General features: G+C 64.6%; 14 protein-coding genes. 6 read left to right on the top strand and 8 right to left on the bottom strand.

The features are described from left to right. Nucleotides 1–285: 285 nt before the first annotated feature. The 6 genes from ET21_RS0111890 to ET21_RS0111865 form a co-directional block, all read right to left on the bottom strand. Entirely contained in the window at nt 286–1,428 is a 1,143-nt protein-coding gene (locus tag ET21_RS0111890; RefSeq protein WP_030539873.1) for an LLM class flavin-dependent oxidoreductase, read from the bottom strand. A gap of 71 nt (nt 1,429–1,499) precedes the next feature. Continuing rightward, on the bottom strand, nt 1,500–2,582 hold the full coding sequence (locus tag ET21_RS0111885) for a helix-turn-helix transcriptional regulator (RefSeq protein WP_030539872.1): 1,083 nt from the start codon (nt 2,580–2,582) through the stop codon (nt 1,500–1,502). Nucleotides 2,583–2,673: 91 nt separating this feature from the next. Next, nucleotides 2,674–4,944, bottom strand: coding sequence for a TonB-dependent receptor (locus ET21_RS0111880; protein ID WP_030539871.1), 2,271 nt, complete (start codon nt 4,942–4,944; stop codon nt 2,674–2,676). 127 nt (nt 4,945–5,071) lie between these two features. Next, nucleotides 5,072–5,602, bottom strand: coding sequence for a nuclear transport factor 2 family protein (locus ET21_RS0111875; protein ID WP_030539870.1), 531 nt, complete (start codon nt 5,600–5,602; stop codon nt 5,072–5,074). Nucleotides 5,603–5,704: 102 nt separating this feature from the next. Beyond that, nucleotides 5,705–6,472: an SDR family NAD(P)-dependent oxidoreductase gene (locus ET21_RS0111870; RefSeq protein WP_030539869.1), complete on the bottom strand. Its 768-nt coding sequence runs from the start codon at nt 6,470–6,472 to the stop codon at nt 5,705–5,707. A gap of 37 nt (nt 6,473–6,509) precedes the next feature. Then, the gene (locus ET21_RS0111865) at nt 6,510–7,253 is read right to left on the bottom strand and encodes a helix-turn-helix transcriptional regulator (protein WP_030539868.1); all 744 of its coding nucleotides are present in this window, start codon (nt 7,251–7,253) and stop codon (nt 6,510–6,512) included. A 135-nt stretch (nt 7,254–7,388) separates the two neighbouring features. Between ET21_RS0111865 and ET21_RS0111860 the strand changes: the two genes are divergently transcribed. From ET21_RS0111860 to ET21_RS0111845, 4 genes are all read left to right on the top strand, one after another. Beyond that, entirely contained in the window at nt 7,389–8,462 is a 1,074-nt protein-coding gene (locus ET21_RS0111860) for a Rieske 2Fe-2S domain-containing protein (RefSeq protein WP_021239312.1), read from the top strand. A gap of 32 nt (nt 8,463–8,494) precedes the next feature. Continuing rightward, nucleotides 8,495–9,265: an SDR family NAD(P)-dependent oxidoreductase gene (locus ET21_RS0111855; protein ID WP_030539867.1), complete on the top strand. Its 771-nt coding sequence runs from the start codon at nt 8,495–8,497 to the stop codon at nt 9,263–9,265. Between the two features lie 218 nt (nt 9,266–9,483). Further along, nucleotides 9,484–10,170: a hypothetical protein gene (locus ET21_RS0111850; RefSeq protein WP_021239314.1), complete on the top strand. Its 687-nt coding sequence runs from the start codon at nt 9,484–9,486 to the stop codon at nt 10,168–10,170. A gap of 63 nt (nt 10,171–10,233) precedes the next feature. After that, nucleotides 10,234–10,737, top strand: a complete 504-nt coding sequence (locus ET21_RS0111845) for a nuclear transport factor 2 family protein (RefSeq protein WP_030539866.1) — start codon at nt 10,234–10,236, stop codon at nt 10,735–10,737. A 189-nt stretch (nt 10,738–10,926) separates the two neighbouring features. Here the strand turns inward: ET21_RS0111845 and ET21_RS0111840 are convergent, their stop codons facing one another. Continuing rightward, entirely contained in the window at nt 10,927–11,772 is an 846-nt protein-coding gene (locus tag ET21_RS0111840; protein WP_030539865.1) for a hypothetical protein, read from the bottom strand. Nucleotides 11,773–11,784: 12 nt separating this feature from the next. Continuing rightward, nucleotides 11,785–12,648 carry a TauD/TfdA family dioxygenase gene (locus tag ET21_RS26635; RefSeq protein ID WP_051768150.1) on the bottom strand — a complete coding sequence of 288 codons (864 nt, stop codon included), beginning with the start codon at nt 12,646–12,648 and terminating at the stop codon, nt 11,785–11,787. A 110-nt stretch (nt 12,649–12,758) separates the two neighbouring features. On the opposite strand from ET21_RS26635, the gene ET21_RS26630 reads away from it, so the two are divergent. Continuing rightward, nucleotides 12,759–14,042 (top strand): TetR/AcrR family transcriptional regulator, encoded by a 1,284-nt coding sequence (locus ET21_RS26630; protein WP_021239318.1) that lies wholly within the window; start codon nt 12,759–12,761, stop codon nt 14,040–14,042. Between the two features lie 51 nt (nt 14,043–14,093). After that, nucleotides 14,094–14,744 carry a TetR/AcrR family transcriptional regulator gene (locus ET21_RS0111825; RefSeq protein ID WP_162180704.1) on the top strand — a complete coding sequence of 217 codons (651 nt, stop codon included), beginning with the start codon at nt 14,094–14,096 and terminating at the stop codon, nt 14,742–14,744. Nucleotides 14,745–14,757: the final 13 nt, after the last annotated feature.

The following is a 14,757-nucleotide window of genomic DNA, read 5'->3' as shown; positions in this document are numbered from 1 at the left end:
CCACTTATTCCGGCGAAAGAACTGGAACGCCGGTGGGCCAGCAGATGATCCTATGGCAGGTGCGCGCTGGTGAAAAGCGGTGCGTTGCGCCCCTTAAATGCAACCGTTCGTGCTGAGCAGTGGCTACTGAGGACGAACATCGATCATTCAGCTTTCCCGCAGCACGCTCCAGAACTCCTATGGTTGTTCAGCCGGAGCGAAGACGTGCTCTTGCGCAGGCAGGAACCCAGTTCGAACAATGGAACTGGGTTCCTGGCCGTGCCCGCCTTCAACAAGCACCAGAGATTATTCCGCGGCGATCGCTTTGGCCGGGCGGAAATGCGGGATGACCTTTTCGCCGATGTTGCGGATCGTCTCCATGATGACCTCATGCGGGATGCCGCCCATCTGGAACATGAACAATATCTCGTCAGCCCCCGCGTCGAACAGGCGCGTGACATAGCGGATGCAATCGTCCGGCGTGCCATAGGCGTCCTGCGCCACTTCGAAGCTTTCAGTATGGTGGCGGCCGACCTCGATCTTCTCTTCGGAAAGCCAGGCGACCGTTTCTTCCTTGTGCCGCTGGAGCGCGGCTTCCTGCTCGCTGGCGTCCAGATCCTCGACTGATGGCTTGGGGCCGCCCGAATACCAGTAGCCCAGCGATTCCACGAAGAAACGCTGTCCGCGCAGGCCGATGCGCCGGGCTTTTTCCCGATCGTCCAGCACGATGGCGGGGCATAGCGCTGCCAGATGTGGCTGCGGGCGGTATCCGACCTGATCATCCGGCTTCCGATTGGCATAGGCCTCGCGGTAGATGGCGTTCTTGTCGGCGATATCGTCCGGTCCGGCAAAGCCCAGCACCAGCGCGCCCAGGCCACGCGATCCGGCGGTGATCAGCGAATCCGCGCGGGTGCAGGCCATGTAGAGTTGCGGATGCGGGTCCTGCTTGGGGCTGGGATGGATCGGGCGGTGCGGAATCTTCACATAGGTGCCGTCATGCTCGATCTCGCCCTGCTTCAAGATCTTGGGGATGAGATACATGCTCTCGTCGATCATCGGCGCAAGTTCCGAAAGCTGATAGCCGAAGGTGCCCGCTTCCTGCTGCGTCCCGCCCTTGCCCATGCCGAAATGCACGCGGCCGTTTGACAATATGTCGAGCGTGGCGATGCGCTCTGCGACCTTGACCGGATGGTTCATCGCGGGCGGCAGGCACACGACGCCATGGCCGATGCCGATGCGCCTGGTGCGCCCGGCGAGGTAGGCCAGGAACGTTTCCGGCGCGGACATATGCGCATATTGGGTCAGCGCCGTATGTTCGACCGCCCAGATGACGTCGAAGCCCATGTCCTCGGCCAGCAGCGACTGCTCGACTATCTCGTGGAACACGCGCTGTTCATTTTCGCGCGACGTATCCGCCATCTGCGCTTCATAGATGATCGAAAACCGCATCAACCTCTCCCATTGCCGGTTTAGCGGCGCAGCCTATGGCGGGCGCTGGCCGTCCGCATCGTCCAAATGGATCAGAGATCGAACTCGCTGCCGGTGGTGCGCAGCAGGTGGATGAGCTGCCCCTGCCGGTGCGTGCCGGTCTTGGCGAAGATGGCGCGCAGGTGCGAGCGCGCGGTGTTGTGGGCGATATCGAGAATGCGGGCCGCGTCGACCAGCGCAGCGCCCTGGGCAAGCTGCACCGCCAGCGCCGCTTCCGCCGGGGTGAGCTGAAAACGGTCACGCAGCGACTCCGCGTCGGGTCCTTCGGCGCGGGCAGGGTCGGACAGGAACAGAGCGACATGCGCGCCGTCGCCATAGACGGCGGACGGCAGGGCGCGCGCCACCCCGCGCAGGGGCGGGTCATCGGGCGCGGGAATTTCGAAGCGCACATCTTCTCCGGGCGCGGGTGGGGCAGCGAGCAGCCGGGCAAGGCTGGCGCTCGCCGCGCCCATGGTGGGGACCAGCCGTCCATGCTCCTCCCGGATGAAGCGGCCATCCTCCAGCAGGTGCTGCGCCACCGCATTGCGGCGCAGGATGCGGCCGTCCCGCGCCAGGATCAGCGTCGCGACCGCCAGCCCTTCCATCGCGCTGCTGAACACCTGCCGCTCCGCCTGGGTGGAGGTCAGCCGCGCATGCAGGTCCAGCGCGATCCGCAGGTGCGGGATCAGGCTGGCGATCAGACTGGTCTGCGCATCGTCGAAATCGGGGCGGCTCTGGTCGCGCGTGACCCGCAACCGTACTGAAGCGCCGGAGGGTGCTTGCAGGTCGACGCCCAGAATCTGGCCGCCGCCCGACTTGTCCAGCCACTCGCGGAAACGGGGCGGCACATGGCTCACGAAATCCTGAAAGGCGACCACCTGGCCTTCGGGAAGGCCGACGAAGGGATCGGCGTCGGACAGACGATCATATTCCCCCGCCTTGTCCGGATGCACATCGGGGGTGACATGCGCCTCGATCCCCGCCGGGCCGGTCGCGACCAGCAGCGTGGCGAAGGTCGCCTCCGCCGCCTCCGCCAGCGCGCGCAGGAAGGCTTCCCACGGCGGCTCCTGCGTCAGCCCGCCATAGAGCGCCTCCAGCAGCGCGACGGGGGGCAGGGGAGCGGCCGTATCATCCATGATCATGTCATAGAGGTTTTCAGCGGACGGCGGCAAAGGGATTTGCGTCCCTTCCGCCGATCCCGGCAGCCCGCTCCCCAGGCGTCCCGCGTCAGTGGCGATAGGCCAGCGTGATGCTGTACCGGCGCGGAGGATTATAATAGGCCTCGGTAAAGCCGAAGCTGGTCGAGGCGTCGTAACCCGCCGTGATGATCCGCTTGTCCGTCAGATTGTCCACCCCGGCCCGGATCGAAAAGCCGCTGCCGGTCAGGCGGAACTCAGCGCTGGCATTGATGATCGCATGATCGGGCTGGCGGAGCAGCGGCGTGTTTTCGGTATCCACGAACACGGCGCTCTTATAGGCGGCGTCGACGCGGAAAATGCCCTCCAGCCCGTCGGTCAGCGGCGTCTGGTAGATGGCGCTGGCATTGGCGGTGATGTCGGGCGCCTGCTTGAGCTTGCGGGAGCTGACATCGGTCGGCACGCCGTTGATGACCGATACATATTCCTTATACTTGGCGTCAAGCAGGCCCAGCGCGCCGGTGAAGGTGAATTGCGGCGATACCCGGAAGGTGCCTTCCAGTTCGATGCCCTGGATACGCGAGCGGCCCGCATTTTCGTTGCGGACCACGATCAGCCCGCTTGAAGGGCTGAGCGTCGAAATCAGGATTTGCTGGTCGCGATATTCATTGCGGAATATGGCGAAGTTGATGGTGGCGATGCGGCCGAAGCCCATCTTGAGCCCTGCTTCATAGGACGTCAGATGTTCAGGATCGTAGGAGCCGACTTCCTCCAGCGACGTCGGGCGGCCGTTGAACCCGCCCGACCGGAACCCGCGCGAATAGGAGGCATAGGCCAGGAAATCGGGCCTGAACTTGTAGGACAGCGACGCGCGGGGCGTGAAGGCGTCCCAGCTCTTTGCCTGGGAGTAGGACGGCGTGCCCGCCAGCAGCGGCTGGCCCGAATAGATGCGGATCGCCGTCTGGGAGAAGTTCTTGCGCTCCCATGTGTAGCGCGCGCCCAGTTCCACCGACAGCTTGTCGGTCAGCTCATAATTGCCGTTCGCGAACAAGGCGAGATTGCGGGTCTTCTGCCGGTTGCGGAAGTCGATGTTGAGGTCCAGCGCCACCGCCGGTATGGGATCGACGCCGGGAATGCCAAGGTCCAGCGGGTCCAGCCCGGCGGCGACCAGCGCATCATAGAGGCCGTCCGCCACAACCAGCCGCGTATTGTCGCGCGCGATCTCCTGATAGGCGAAGGCGCCCAGCAACAGCGATCCGCGGCCGCCAAGGTCGAGCGCGAGCTGAAACTCCTGGCTGATCTGCTGTGCATTTTCGTCGTGAATGTCGCCCGCATAATTGACCTGCGACGACGCATCGCCGTCACGCCCGAACAGCGCATCGACATAGCGATAGGCGGTGATCGACTTGAGCGTCGCGCCGCCAAGGTCCGCCGTCAGCGTCAGCGCCGCGTTGATCGCGTCGGTATTGTCCTTGCTGAGCGAAGGCGTGGTGTCGGTGCGGTCGATGTCGCCCGGCACCGTGCAGCAAGGCCCGATCAGGGTCGATTGCAGGGTGGACAGCAGCGTCGGGGTAAAGGCGATCATGCTGTGCGGGGCGCTGTGCTGCCGCCGGTGCAGCCCGTCCACCATCAGCAATATGTCAAGGGGACCGGACTTGTGCAGAGACAGCTTTCCCGCCACCACGTTGCGGTTGCCGAGATTCTCGCCAGAGGGCACCTTCTGCCAGCCTTCGCCGAACTCGCCCAGCGCGGCGACGCCCAGCGACCAGTCGCCCGACAAGGGCATTTCGGCATAGACGCGCCCGCGCACGGTGTTGAAGGAGCCGTAGCGCAGGTCGGCTTCGATCCGCTGCTGCTGCCCCGGAATGGCCGACACGATGTTGATCGCGCCGCCCACCGTGTTCTTGCCGAACAGCGTCCCCTGCGGTCCGCGCAGCACTTCTATCCGGTCGATGCCCAGAAGCTCGGTCGTCGCGCCGAAGGTGCGGGCGACATAGACGCCGTCCATGTAGACGCCCACGGCGGGGTCGGAGGTGATGATGAAGTCGTTTTCACCCACGCCGCGAATGAAGGGCGCGATGCCGCCGCTATTGCCGCCCTGGCCCGGCGTGAACTGGATATTGGGCGCGATCTGGCCGATCTGCGTCACATTATCGAGGCCCCGGCTGTCGAGCGCGCCTGAATCGACCGCCGTCACCGCGATCGGCACATCCTGCAACCGTTCCTCCCGCCGGCGTGCGGTGACGACGATGTCGCTGCCCATCTCTCCTTCGGAAAGGCCGGGATCGCTGACCTGACCCAGGGCAGCGCCCGGCGCGGCGAGCGCGAGGAGCGAAACGATGGAAAGCAGATGATGGCGCATGGTCTTCCCCCAACAACATTATATTCTTGCGGCGCATGATAATGCGGGCCGCCCCGCTTCACCGGGCGCAGCGAACAGGCCGCGCCCGGTGCAATCGTGCCTTACTGGCGACGGCAGGCTACCGCCTTCACGCAGTCCATTTGATCAGATGAGTGATATCCGCGCGCTCATGCGGTTTGCGCCCGGCTTTCGCGAGATGATGGGCGGTGACGCGCGCCTCCGGGCTAAGCGGCGAGACGAGTTCGATCACCCGGTCATATTCGGTCCGCGCGATCAGCCATTGCCCGCCTTCGCGGCGATAGACGTCGCGATAGATGGCCGAACCGATGGTGTGGGAACTATGCTCCACGTCGATGAAGATGTCCTCCAGATACCAGATGCCTTCGGCCTCGTCCTCGCCCGTCAGGGTGATTTCGGGCATATGCCCATGATGCATGGCGACCGCGCCTGAATGGAAGCTGTTGGCGAGAAATTCCAGCATGTCCTCACGCCCCGACAGGCTGACGCGGTAGGTGCCGCCGCGATAGTCGACCGTCACGTCTTCAGTGAAAAGCGTGCCCAGGAGCGCCATGTCCGCCGTGTCGATGCCCCGGAAATAGCGATGCTTGAGCGTGCGGATATCCTCGAAATCGGAAAGCTGCTGCAATGTATAGGCCATTGATCCTCATCCCTTGGTTGTACGCAAAACATTCTTCTCTTCGACATTGATAATCATGATGCGTAGAAAGTCACGCATGATTGTTGCCGGATTATGGCATCATCAGACGCCGAACCCGCCCGAGACGGAAATGCGCTGGCCGGTGATATAGGCGGCTTCGTTCGACGCGAGGAAAAGGCAGGCGTGGCCGATCTCCTCCGCCGTGCCCCAGCGTTTCAGGCAGAGCAGCCGGTGCGTGTTCTGGACCCAGCGCTCGTCGATCTGGCCAAGGCGCGTCAGTTCATGCAATTGCCCGGCGTCGATCACGCCGACCAGCACGGAATTGGCGCGGATGCCATAGCGCCCTTCTTCCTTGGCGATGCCCTTCACCAGTTGCTCGTTCGATGCCTTGACCGCGACGGACATGCCGTCGCGCTGCGGCCACCAGTCATGCCCGGCCGATCCCAGCGTGACGAAACTGCCGCCGCCCTGCTCGCGCATATGGGGGATGACGGCCTGCGCTGCGGCCAGGAAGCCGTGCACTTCGACATCGAAGGCGTGCCGCCACTCCTCCATCGGGGTGGAGGCGAGATAGCGCTGGTTGACCAGCGGCCCCGCCGCCCAGACCACCGTATGCACCCGGCCATGCGCGGCGATCGCGTCGGCCACCACCGCCTGCACCTGCCGCGGGTCGCTCACATCAGCGCGGTGGATGCTTGCCCTGCGCCCCAGGTCACGCCCGGCCTGCGCGACCTGCTCCGCGCGTGCCTGATTGCCGCGATAGACGATGGCGATGTCACTGCCGCCGCCCGCGAACACATTCGAAATACCGCTGCCGATGCCGCCGCTGCCGCCGAACAGCAGGGCGCATCCTTCCGGGAAACTTGCCACAACCTCTCCTTTTCCAATCTTCTGCGCGGCGCGGGCGTCAGGCCCGCAACTCCGCCGTCGTTTCCTCCATGTCGAACGGGCGCACCATCATCAGCACGCCGCTCCATTCCCGATCGTCCAGCCGGGCCGCCTTTTCCTGCTCCGCGATCATATGGATGTCGTCCCGCAGCGCTTCGAACAGGGCGTGCACGCGCGCCTGCCCGGCCTTGCTCATCACCACCATGTCGGAAACATAGAGGGCATCGGCGGACCCGAAGTCCATCGACATGAACAGCGGTTTCACCGTCCGTTCGAAGGCGGCGGACAGCGGCCCTCCACGCCGCCAGCGCACGGGCCGCTTCACCTTGGGCCGCACCCGTCCGCGCGGGGCCAGGTCGATCAGGCCCAGCCGCGCCAGCCGCTCGAAATGCGCGTGGAGGCGGCTGCGCGGCAGGCCCAGTTCCCTTTCGATCTCGGCAGGCTGCGCGCCGTGCAGGATCGCGAAGAAGACGAGCGCCAGACCCCGGTCGGCGGCGAGAATCCGTTCCTGCGCCAGCGTGAAACTCTCCTCCCCCTCTTCGCCGCTACGCGCGGCCAGGTCGCGCAGGTCGACGCCCGCTATCGCGCACATCTCGTCCAGCCGGTCCAGCGTCAGCCCGTCGCCGCGCAGCCACCGCCACACCGTGGGTTCCGCCACCTCCAGTTCCTGCGCCAGTTGTCCGACCCGCACGCCCCGCGCCTTCAATTCGCGCCTCAGTTCGGAAAGGATGGTAGCGGCCCCCGGCCGTCGCGTCGTCGCCATTTTGCACTCTCCTATCTTGGTGCGATAGTTATCTATCACCACAAGATAGCATCAATCACAATCCGGTTGCACGCGCCATGTCTCGCCGCCACCCTGCGCAAATGGCGGCACGGCTGCCACGGCGGGAGAGGATATATGGCGACGACGGCTGACTACAGGCTCGGCGAATTCACCTTTCCGCGCGGCTGGTTCATGGTCGCGCGCAGCGGCGAGGTGACGGCTGCTCCAGCGGCATTGCGGATGCTGGGGCGCGAACTGGTGATCTATCGCGGGGCCTCGGGACGCATCGTCCTGCTCGACGCTTATTGCCCGCACATGCAGGCGCATCTGGCGGCGGAACAGACATCGGGCGCGGCGGCGCAGAGGGTGGAAGGGGACTCGATCCGCTGCCCCTATCATAGCTGGCGCTTCGGGCCTGACGGGCGCTGCGACCATATCCCCTATTTTGACGGCCCTATCCCGGCCGCCGCCAGGCTGCGTTCCTACCCGGTGCAGGAGGCGTTCGGTTGCGTCTTCGCCTGGCACGATCCCGAAGAGGGGGAGCCGGACTATGACCTGCCCGCTCTGCCCGAATGGTCGGACCCGCAATGGATAACCGGCGAATATGATGACCTTGGCACCTTGCCGGTCCATCCGCAGGAGATACTCGACAATCTCGTGGACACGCGCCACTTCGGCCCCATCCATGGGCAGAAGCTCGCCTATTTCGACTCCGTGTTCGAAGGGGTGGTGGGACGGCAATTGTCGGGCGGCGGCCATGAAACCATGACCAGCGAGGAAGGCGTGCTGGATGTCGACGCCTTCTATACGGGCCCCGGCATATTGATCGCGCGCTATTCGGGCGAGACGGACGCGGTGCAGATCATCTGCCACACGCCCAAGGAAGATGGCGTGACGCAGGTCTGGCACGGCATATTGACGCGGGCGCGGAACACGCCGCCATCGGCAGAGGATGTGGAACTGCGCAGCCAATATCATGCCGCCGGGCTGGGCGCTTTCTCGCAGGATTTCGCCATCTGGCGCACCAAGGGCCCGGCGATCAGCATATTGCGCCTGCCCACCGATGGCCCCTTTCACCGCAGCCGGGCCTGGTATCGCCAATTCTACAATCCGCGTGACAAGGCGCGGGAAATCCAGTCGCGCGTCGATGGCGTGCACCACACCAGCGGCATGGCGGGCGCGCCCGGCCTCGCCGACGCCGCCGAGTGACGCGCAGGAAATTCGAAGAGAGAAGGATGACTATGGACAGACAATTTCCAGAAGGCGCGGTCGCGGTTTTCGGCGGCAGCGGGGGGATCGGCAAGGGCGTGGCGCTGCAATTCGCCAGGGCGGGCGCGGACGTCGCGATCTTCTACCGGTCCAAGGAGCATGTGGCGCAAGCGGCGGCAGAGGAAATCCGCGCCCTGGGCCGCAAGGCAAGCATCCACCAGGCCGATGCGCGCAGCTATGAGGAAATCGAAGCCGCGTTTGGCGGCGCGGTGGAAGCGCATGGCCGCGTGCACAGCATCGTGTGGGGCGCCGGCCCGATCGTGGCGCAGGTGAACATCGCCGACTGGACGCTGGAACAGTTCCGCGCCTCCATGGAGATCGAAGCATTCGGCTTCTATTATGCGGCGCGCATCGCCATTCCCCATTTCCGCGCGAAAGGGGGCGGCTCCTTCGTGCATCTGGGTTCGGCCGGGCATGACTGGTGGCCGCATCTCGACGGCCTGTCCGTCGCGCCCAAGGCGTGCAACGAATCGCTGGTGAAGGGCATTGCCAAAGAGGAAGGCGTCCATGAAATCCGCGCCAACTCCATCCTGGTCGGCGTGATCGACGCAGGCCAGTTCAAGGTCGGCCAGGAAGAAGGCTATTTCGACGAGAATTGGGAGCGCGAGGTCAAGAAGATGCTGCCGATCAAACGCTGGGGCAAGGCGGAGGATATCGGCAAGGCCGCCGTGTTCCTGGCATCGAACGACGCCAATTACGTGACCGGCCAGACCCTGTCGGTCGCGGGCGGCTTCGGCGTCTGACCCGCTGCGGGCGGGCGGCGCGGGCGCGGTATTCTTTCTGCCTCCGCCCCGCCCGTCATCTTTGCTTTGCGTGAAGCCTGTTGCTACAAGCTACGCGTAACGCTGCGATCAAGATCAAAATGCCAATGCATGGCGTTGGCAAAGGGAAGCAGCTATACGCGCGGTCCGGCCGCGGGCAGAGAACGCAGCATGCGGGAATGGCGAACAGGAGACGGTAAATGGCGACGGCATTGAAATCGGAAGCGCTGACGGGCGCAAGGTCGATGGGTCACATGGCCCTGCACTATAAGAAGCCGGAGGAAGGCCCGCTCGCCGCGCGCCTGCTTAGCATGCTGGGCTATATCCAGACGCAGGACCTGCCCCTGCCCGACGGCACGCACTTCTACCGCTTCGTCGTGGATCAGCAGCATCATCCGCGTGGCGACGGCATCGTCTATCTGTCCTGCGTGCCCGAGGCGCAGCGCGACCTGATGAACGCGATCCACGGCGCACTCAACGTCGGCACCGATCAGGAACATCCCGCCGTGACCGCGATGCGCGAAAGGATGGACCATGATCCCGAATATGGATTCCACTATGGCACGCTGTTCGAAAGCCTTGAGGATCTGGAAAATGTCTTCATGGCGCTGGAGGAGGCGAACCGCAGCGACCCTGAAATGAAGGGGCGGTTGAAGCTGGTCTACAACCGCGCGCTGCCGGGCAACCCGGATGTGGATGCGCGGCTGGATGCATCCCCCATCTACAAGGATGCGACCCGCTTCGCCTATGGCAAGAACGGCGTGCAGGCCTTTCTGGAAACCGACATCCTGTCGAGCGGCCTGCTGGGCGAAACCATGATCCTGGAATTCGATTATGTGTTCCCCGGCTATGCCAACCACGTCCTGTCCGTGGTCGAATGGGAATAGAATGAGGATTGCCGGGGCGGCTGCCGCAAGCCGCCCTGTATGACGAAAATTGAAGGAGAGGGCATGGCCCATAGCATCGAAGATCTGGCGGCCCGCTTGCAGGCGCTGGAGGACAAGGAAGAGATAAGGCTGCTGAAATCGCGCTATCTGCGCGCCTGCGACCTGAAACAGCCTGAGGCCGTGCGCGACTGTTTCCTGCCGCGCGGCGTGCGGATCGCCTATCAGGGCTTTCCCGTGTTCACCGGCCGCGACGCCTTTGTCGCGACTTATGAGAGCATGGCCTGCAATGGCGGCGTCTATGACATTCACCACGCCACCAACTGGGACATCAGCCTGACGGGGCCGGACGAAGCGCGGGGCCTGTGGTCGCTCAACTTCCGCACGATCCTGACCGGTCCGCGTCATGTCACGCGGCTGGGCGTCGAATATGACGATATCTATCGCCGCGAAGATGGCCGCTGGTGGATCGCCGAGAGCGTCAGCCGCGTCACATCCATCCTGACCGAGCAGATCAACGAGGACGGATCGCTCACCGTCCTGGCGTCGGGCGAACCAACGGCTGCCTGAACGAGGCGAGGGGGAGGTTGGCCGCCCCTTCGCTGTTCGCGCAGAGGCGCAGAGGACGCAGAAAAGAGATCAAGCATCCCGCCGAAGGCGCTTTTCTCCTTTCAAGCGGAAGGAAAGCGTCAATCGCCGCCTCCGCCGATAAGCACCCCTCTCGCGCCCTCTGCGCCTCTGCGCGACCCTGTCAACCCGTCACGCAGGCTCCAGAGCAGGCTCCAGCGGCGCACGCCCGGCCCAATAGGCCCCTTCGCGATCGGTATTGACGTCCACCGCGCCGCGCACGCCCAGCGCCGCCCGCGCTTCTTCCAGCGGCAGGTGGAAGGCCGGTTCCAGCTTCTTCATGAACAGGGCGTCGCTTTCCTGCCCCACCCGCATTCCGCGCTGGATCGCATTCACGCAGGTCGGCCACACATGCGGGTAATGCAGCATGGTCCGCACCGTGTAGCGCAGCGATCCGAATAGCTGGATCAGGTTCAGTTCAGCCGCCAGTTCAGGGTTCTTGATGAAGCGCGGCACATTGGTCAGCCGATACCAGTAGGGAACCAGCTCACCCATGAAGTTGAACCCGCCGCCGCACAATATATGTTCGAAATCATGGGTCTGGCCTGACCGCAGATTATAGAATTGCAATTGTGTCTGCGGCTGCGTCCATGGCGTGATCTGGATCTCGTAATTGCCGGACGTCATCTGCGCGTAGAATATGCCGCCTAGCGACCCCGGCGCATAATCCTTGAAATCCTCGATCTTGTAACTGGAAATGAAGCCTTCCTCGAACCATGCGTCCAGTTGCGGATTGACCTTGCGTTCCTGCGTGAACATCTCCTCCACCGCGTCGAAGTCGCGCAGCGAATCCAGTATTGGCAGGAATTCGTACATCTCCGCCTGGGGTGGTATGTCCGCGCCATTCTTGCGCAGGCAGATCATCGCCAGCCATTCGCGCAGGCGCGGATTGTTCAGATATTTGGATGACGACACCAGCACGCTGCTGTCGGTGCCCACCGGCATGACGCCGCGCATCAGATAGGGAAGCTCCGTCATCGCCATCCTCCGTCAGTTGAGTTCCAGCTTCTTGCCTGCCGATCCCCATGCGGCGATGCGCGGATCGTCCAGCTTGAATTGAGGCAGCAGTTCAAAGAAGCTCTTGTTCGCGACGCATACCCGCTGGAGCCGCCGCGGCGTCATGCCGGTCAGGTCGCAACGCGAATGCTGGAGCGCGATATTGTCCCAGATCAGCAGGTCGCCATTGTTCCAATGGTGGCGATAGATGCGGTCCCCGGCATAAAGCTCGTCGAACAATGCGCCCAGCAAGGCATCGCTGTCCTCGCGCGGCAGGCCGTCGATCCGGGCGGTCTGCATGTCGCTGATGTAGAGCGTGGGTTCGCCGGTGCGCGGATGCGCGATCACCACCGGGCGCGTCTGCTGCGGCACGAAATCGGGCACGTCATATTCGACGGTGCGGTGCGACTGGATGAGCGCCAGCGCCGTCACGGCATCGCGTCCCTCGATCGCTTCGGCCAGGTCTTGCGGCAGGCGCTTCGCTGCCTCCACGCCGTTGGCGAAGGCGGTCCAGCTTTGCCCGTCATTCACCTCCACCGCATGCAGCGACAGGATCTTGAACGGGTCCTCCGTAAAGGCAAGGTCGCTGTGCCAGGTCAGCGGCCCCGACCCCAGATTGCCGTCGCTGGAAATCTGGCGATATTCGCCGGTCGATCCCAGCACCTTGCCGAACAGCGACAGGATGCGGACCTGCTGATCCTCGCCAAGCTGCTGGTCGCGGAACAGCAGCAGCTTATGTTCGTCGAACAGCGTCAGCATGCGCTGTTCAAAGCCATCGGGCAGCGGCGCGTCCAGGCGGATGCCGATCTCCATGCCGAACGGTTCGATCGGCCGTTCTTCCCACGCGTCTCCCGGCATAGCCTCTCCTCTGTCTTTCCCGAACGGTATCGAACCGTTCGGCAGGCGTCAAGGCTGGCATGAAAGGGGGAGGGGGGTGCAAGCCGCGCCCAAGCTGATATAGCGGTCCCATGGGGCAGCATCAGCGCGCGATTACCGAAGAGGCTGGGACGGAGGGAGAGCCCCCGTCCCAACGCGTGCGCCATCTGCTGGCTGTCGCGCGGGCCGAGTTCGTGGCGCGCGGCTTCGATGCGGTCAGCATCGATGCGATTGCGCGCGCGGGCGGGGTCAGCAAGGAAACCATCTACCGCCATTTCGCCGACAAGGAGGCGCTGTTCCGCGCCGCGCTGGAGGCGGCGGGCGCGGAATTCACCGCCCGCGCGCAAGCGGTGCATCAGGCGGCGGCCCACCCGCGCATAGAACTGGCGGGTCTTGCCCGCACCATCATCGACGCGACGGTCGATCAGGGCATGTTCAGCGTACTGTGGGTCGCCACCAGCGTGGCGCAGCGCATGCCGGACTTCGCTTCCCTGCTGCACGACCAGCAATGGACGCGGATGGAGCCGGTGCGGCTGGCGCTGGAGGAATATGCGCGGCAGCAGGGCTTGGGGCGGCATGTGCCGCTGGAGCTGGCGCTGGATTTCGGGTCGCTGGCGGTGGAAGGCCCGGCGATGCTGATGGGCTTCCCGCCACCGGCGGCGGCCGAGCGGGACAGGATGGCGGGACAGGCGGCGCTGCTCTTTTCCCAGGGGATCGGCCCGTGGATCGGCGAGGCTGGGTCTGGGGCTGAAGCTGGGGCTGCGGCAAACGAGGCCGCGCGTCCTGACAGCCTCTCCGGCCCGCCCGATCATATCCGCACCTTGCTGGACGTGGCGGCGCGCCATTTTCTGGAACAGGGCTTTGAAGGCGCGAATCTGGATGTAATCGGGGCCGAGGCGCGGGTGGGCCGGGGAACGCTCTACCGGCATTTCGGCAGCAAGGCCGGGCTGTTCGCGGCCGCCCTGCGCCAGCATGCGCGGCGGATGGCGGCGATCGCGGCGCCTCCTCCTCTGCCGGAAGGGCTGATGGACAGGGGCGCGCTGGAGGCATTTCTGGACAAGGCGATCGCCGCTCTTGCGTCCCTGCCCTCGATCCGGCTGCACAGGGCAGCGATCAGCCAGTCCCGCCGCGATCCCGAAACAGGCCGGGCGGTCTTCACCCTGTTGCGCGCGCCATGGGTGGATGCGCTGCTGCGCTGGCTTGCGCCGGTGAATGCGGGCGGGGACCGGGAATGGCTCGCGCGGCAATTGCTGGTGCTCGCCACGCGCGGCAATCGCCTGCTTGGCGCGGAACGGGTCGTATCGGCCACTGACCGGCGGCGCTATGCGGAACGCGCCGCCTCCATCTTCCTCGACGGCTTCACCAGCCTGCTCTGACCGCATTTTTCCGGGACCGTACGCCATATGCCGCAGCAGGGGAGTGACAGGATGATGCAGCCTCCCGCAGCGCTTGCGCCGGGCCGGGCCGCCTATCTGGAACGCAGGCGCATCGCGACCCGCGCCGCGATCCTGGTGGCGGCGCGGCGGATATTTGCCGACGCTTCCTATGCCGATGCGAAGATAGACGACATCATCCGGGCGGCGGGGGTCAGCCGCGCGACCTTCTACTCCTATTTCGCGTCGAAGCTGGAACTTGCCTGCGCCATCTATGATGAGATCGCGCCCGAAACCGCTGCCCTGTTCGCGCGCCTGCCCGGTCAGTTGCGGCAGGGGAAAGGCGCGGTCCGCCAATGGCTGACGGACTTTGTCGGCATGCATCTGGAACATCGCTACGTGACGCCGCTGATCGCGCAATTGCAACTGTTCGAAAGCGGGTTCCGCGCGCGCATCCTCAAGGACACCGAGGCGCTGATCGATCTGGTGGCCAAGTCCGGCGATCCCGCCTTCGCCCGCGCGGCCGGGGAGGGGGACGACGCGCGGCGGCAAAGGATGCGCGTCCGCCTGCTGTTCAACCAGGCCGCTGGCGTTTGCGCCGGGATTGCGCGGGGCGAAATGCAGGGTGCGGACGCGGACATCTGCCTGGATATCATCTCGTCCGACATGCTGCACCTCTGGAACGAAGGCCGCTCTGGACAGTAAACTAGACTCGCAG

The sequence above is a fragment of the Sphingobium sp. DC-2 genome (assembly GCF_000722555.1).
Lineage (GTDB): Bacteria > Pseudomonadota > Alphaproteobacteria > Sphingomonadales > Sphingomonadaceae > Sphingobium > Sphingobium quisquiliarum.
The sequence above is the reverse complement of the archived record's forward strand: the minus strand, read 5'-3'. Positions and strand labels throughout refer to the sequence as shown.

Bases quoted from the DNA above. Each gene is read 5' to 3' on its own strand.
- ET21_RS26635 (WP_051768150.1), bottom strand. From the start codon at position 12,648: ATGCCGGGAGACGCGTGGGAAGAACGGCCGATCGAACCGTTCGGCATG.
- ET21_RS0111845 (WP_030539866.1), top strand. From the start codon at position 10,234: ATGGCCCATAGCATCGAAGATCTGGCGGCCCGCTTGCAGGCGCTGGAG.
- ET21_RS0111890 (WP_030539873.1), bottom strand. From the start codon at position 1,428: ATGCGGTTTTCGATCATCTATGAAGCGCAGATGGCGGATACGTCGCGC.
- ET21_RS0111880 (WP_030539871.1), bottom strand. From the start codon at position 4,944: ATGCGCCATCATCTGCTTTCCATCGTTTCGCTCCTCGCGCTCGCCGCG.
- ET21_RS0111855 (WP_030539867.1), top strand. From the start codon at position 8,495: ATGGACAGACAATTTCCAGAAGGCGCGGTCGCGGTTTTCGGCGGCAGC.
- ET21_RS0111850 (WP_021239314.1), top strand. From the start codon at position 9,484: ATGGCGACGGCATTGAAATCGGAAGCGCTGACGGGCGCAAGGTCGATG.
- ET21_RS26630 (WP_021239318.1), top strand. From the start codon at position 12,759: ATGGGGCAGCATCAGCGCGCGATTACCGAAGAGGCTGGGACGGAGGGA.
- ET21_RS0111865 (WP_030539868.1), bottom strand. From the start codon at position 7,253: ATGGCGACGACGCGACGGCCGGGGGCCGCTACCATCCTTTCCGAACTG.
- ET21_RS0111860 (WP_021239312.1), top strand. From the start codon at position 7,389: ATGGCGACGACGGCTGACTACAGGCTCGGCGAATTCACCTTTCCGCGC.
- ET21_RS0111825 (WP_162180704.1), top strand. From the start codon at position 14,094: ATGATGCAGCCTCCCGCAGCGCTTGCGCCGGGCCGGGCCGCCTATCTG.
- ET21_RS0111875 (WP_030539870.1), bottom strand. From the start codon at position 5,602: ATGGCCTATACATTGCAGCAGCTTTCCGATTTCGAGGATATCCGCACG.
- ET21_RS0111885 (WP_030539872.1), bottom strand. From the start codon at position 2,582: ATGGATGATACGGCCGCTCCCCTGCCCCCCGTCGCGCTGCTGGAGGCG.
- ET21_RS0111840 (WP_030539865.1), bottom strand. From the start codon at position 11,772: ATGACGGAGCTTCCCTATCTGATGCGCGGCGTCATGCCGGTGGGCACC.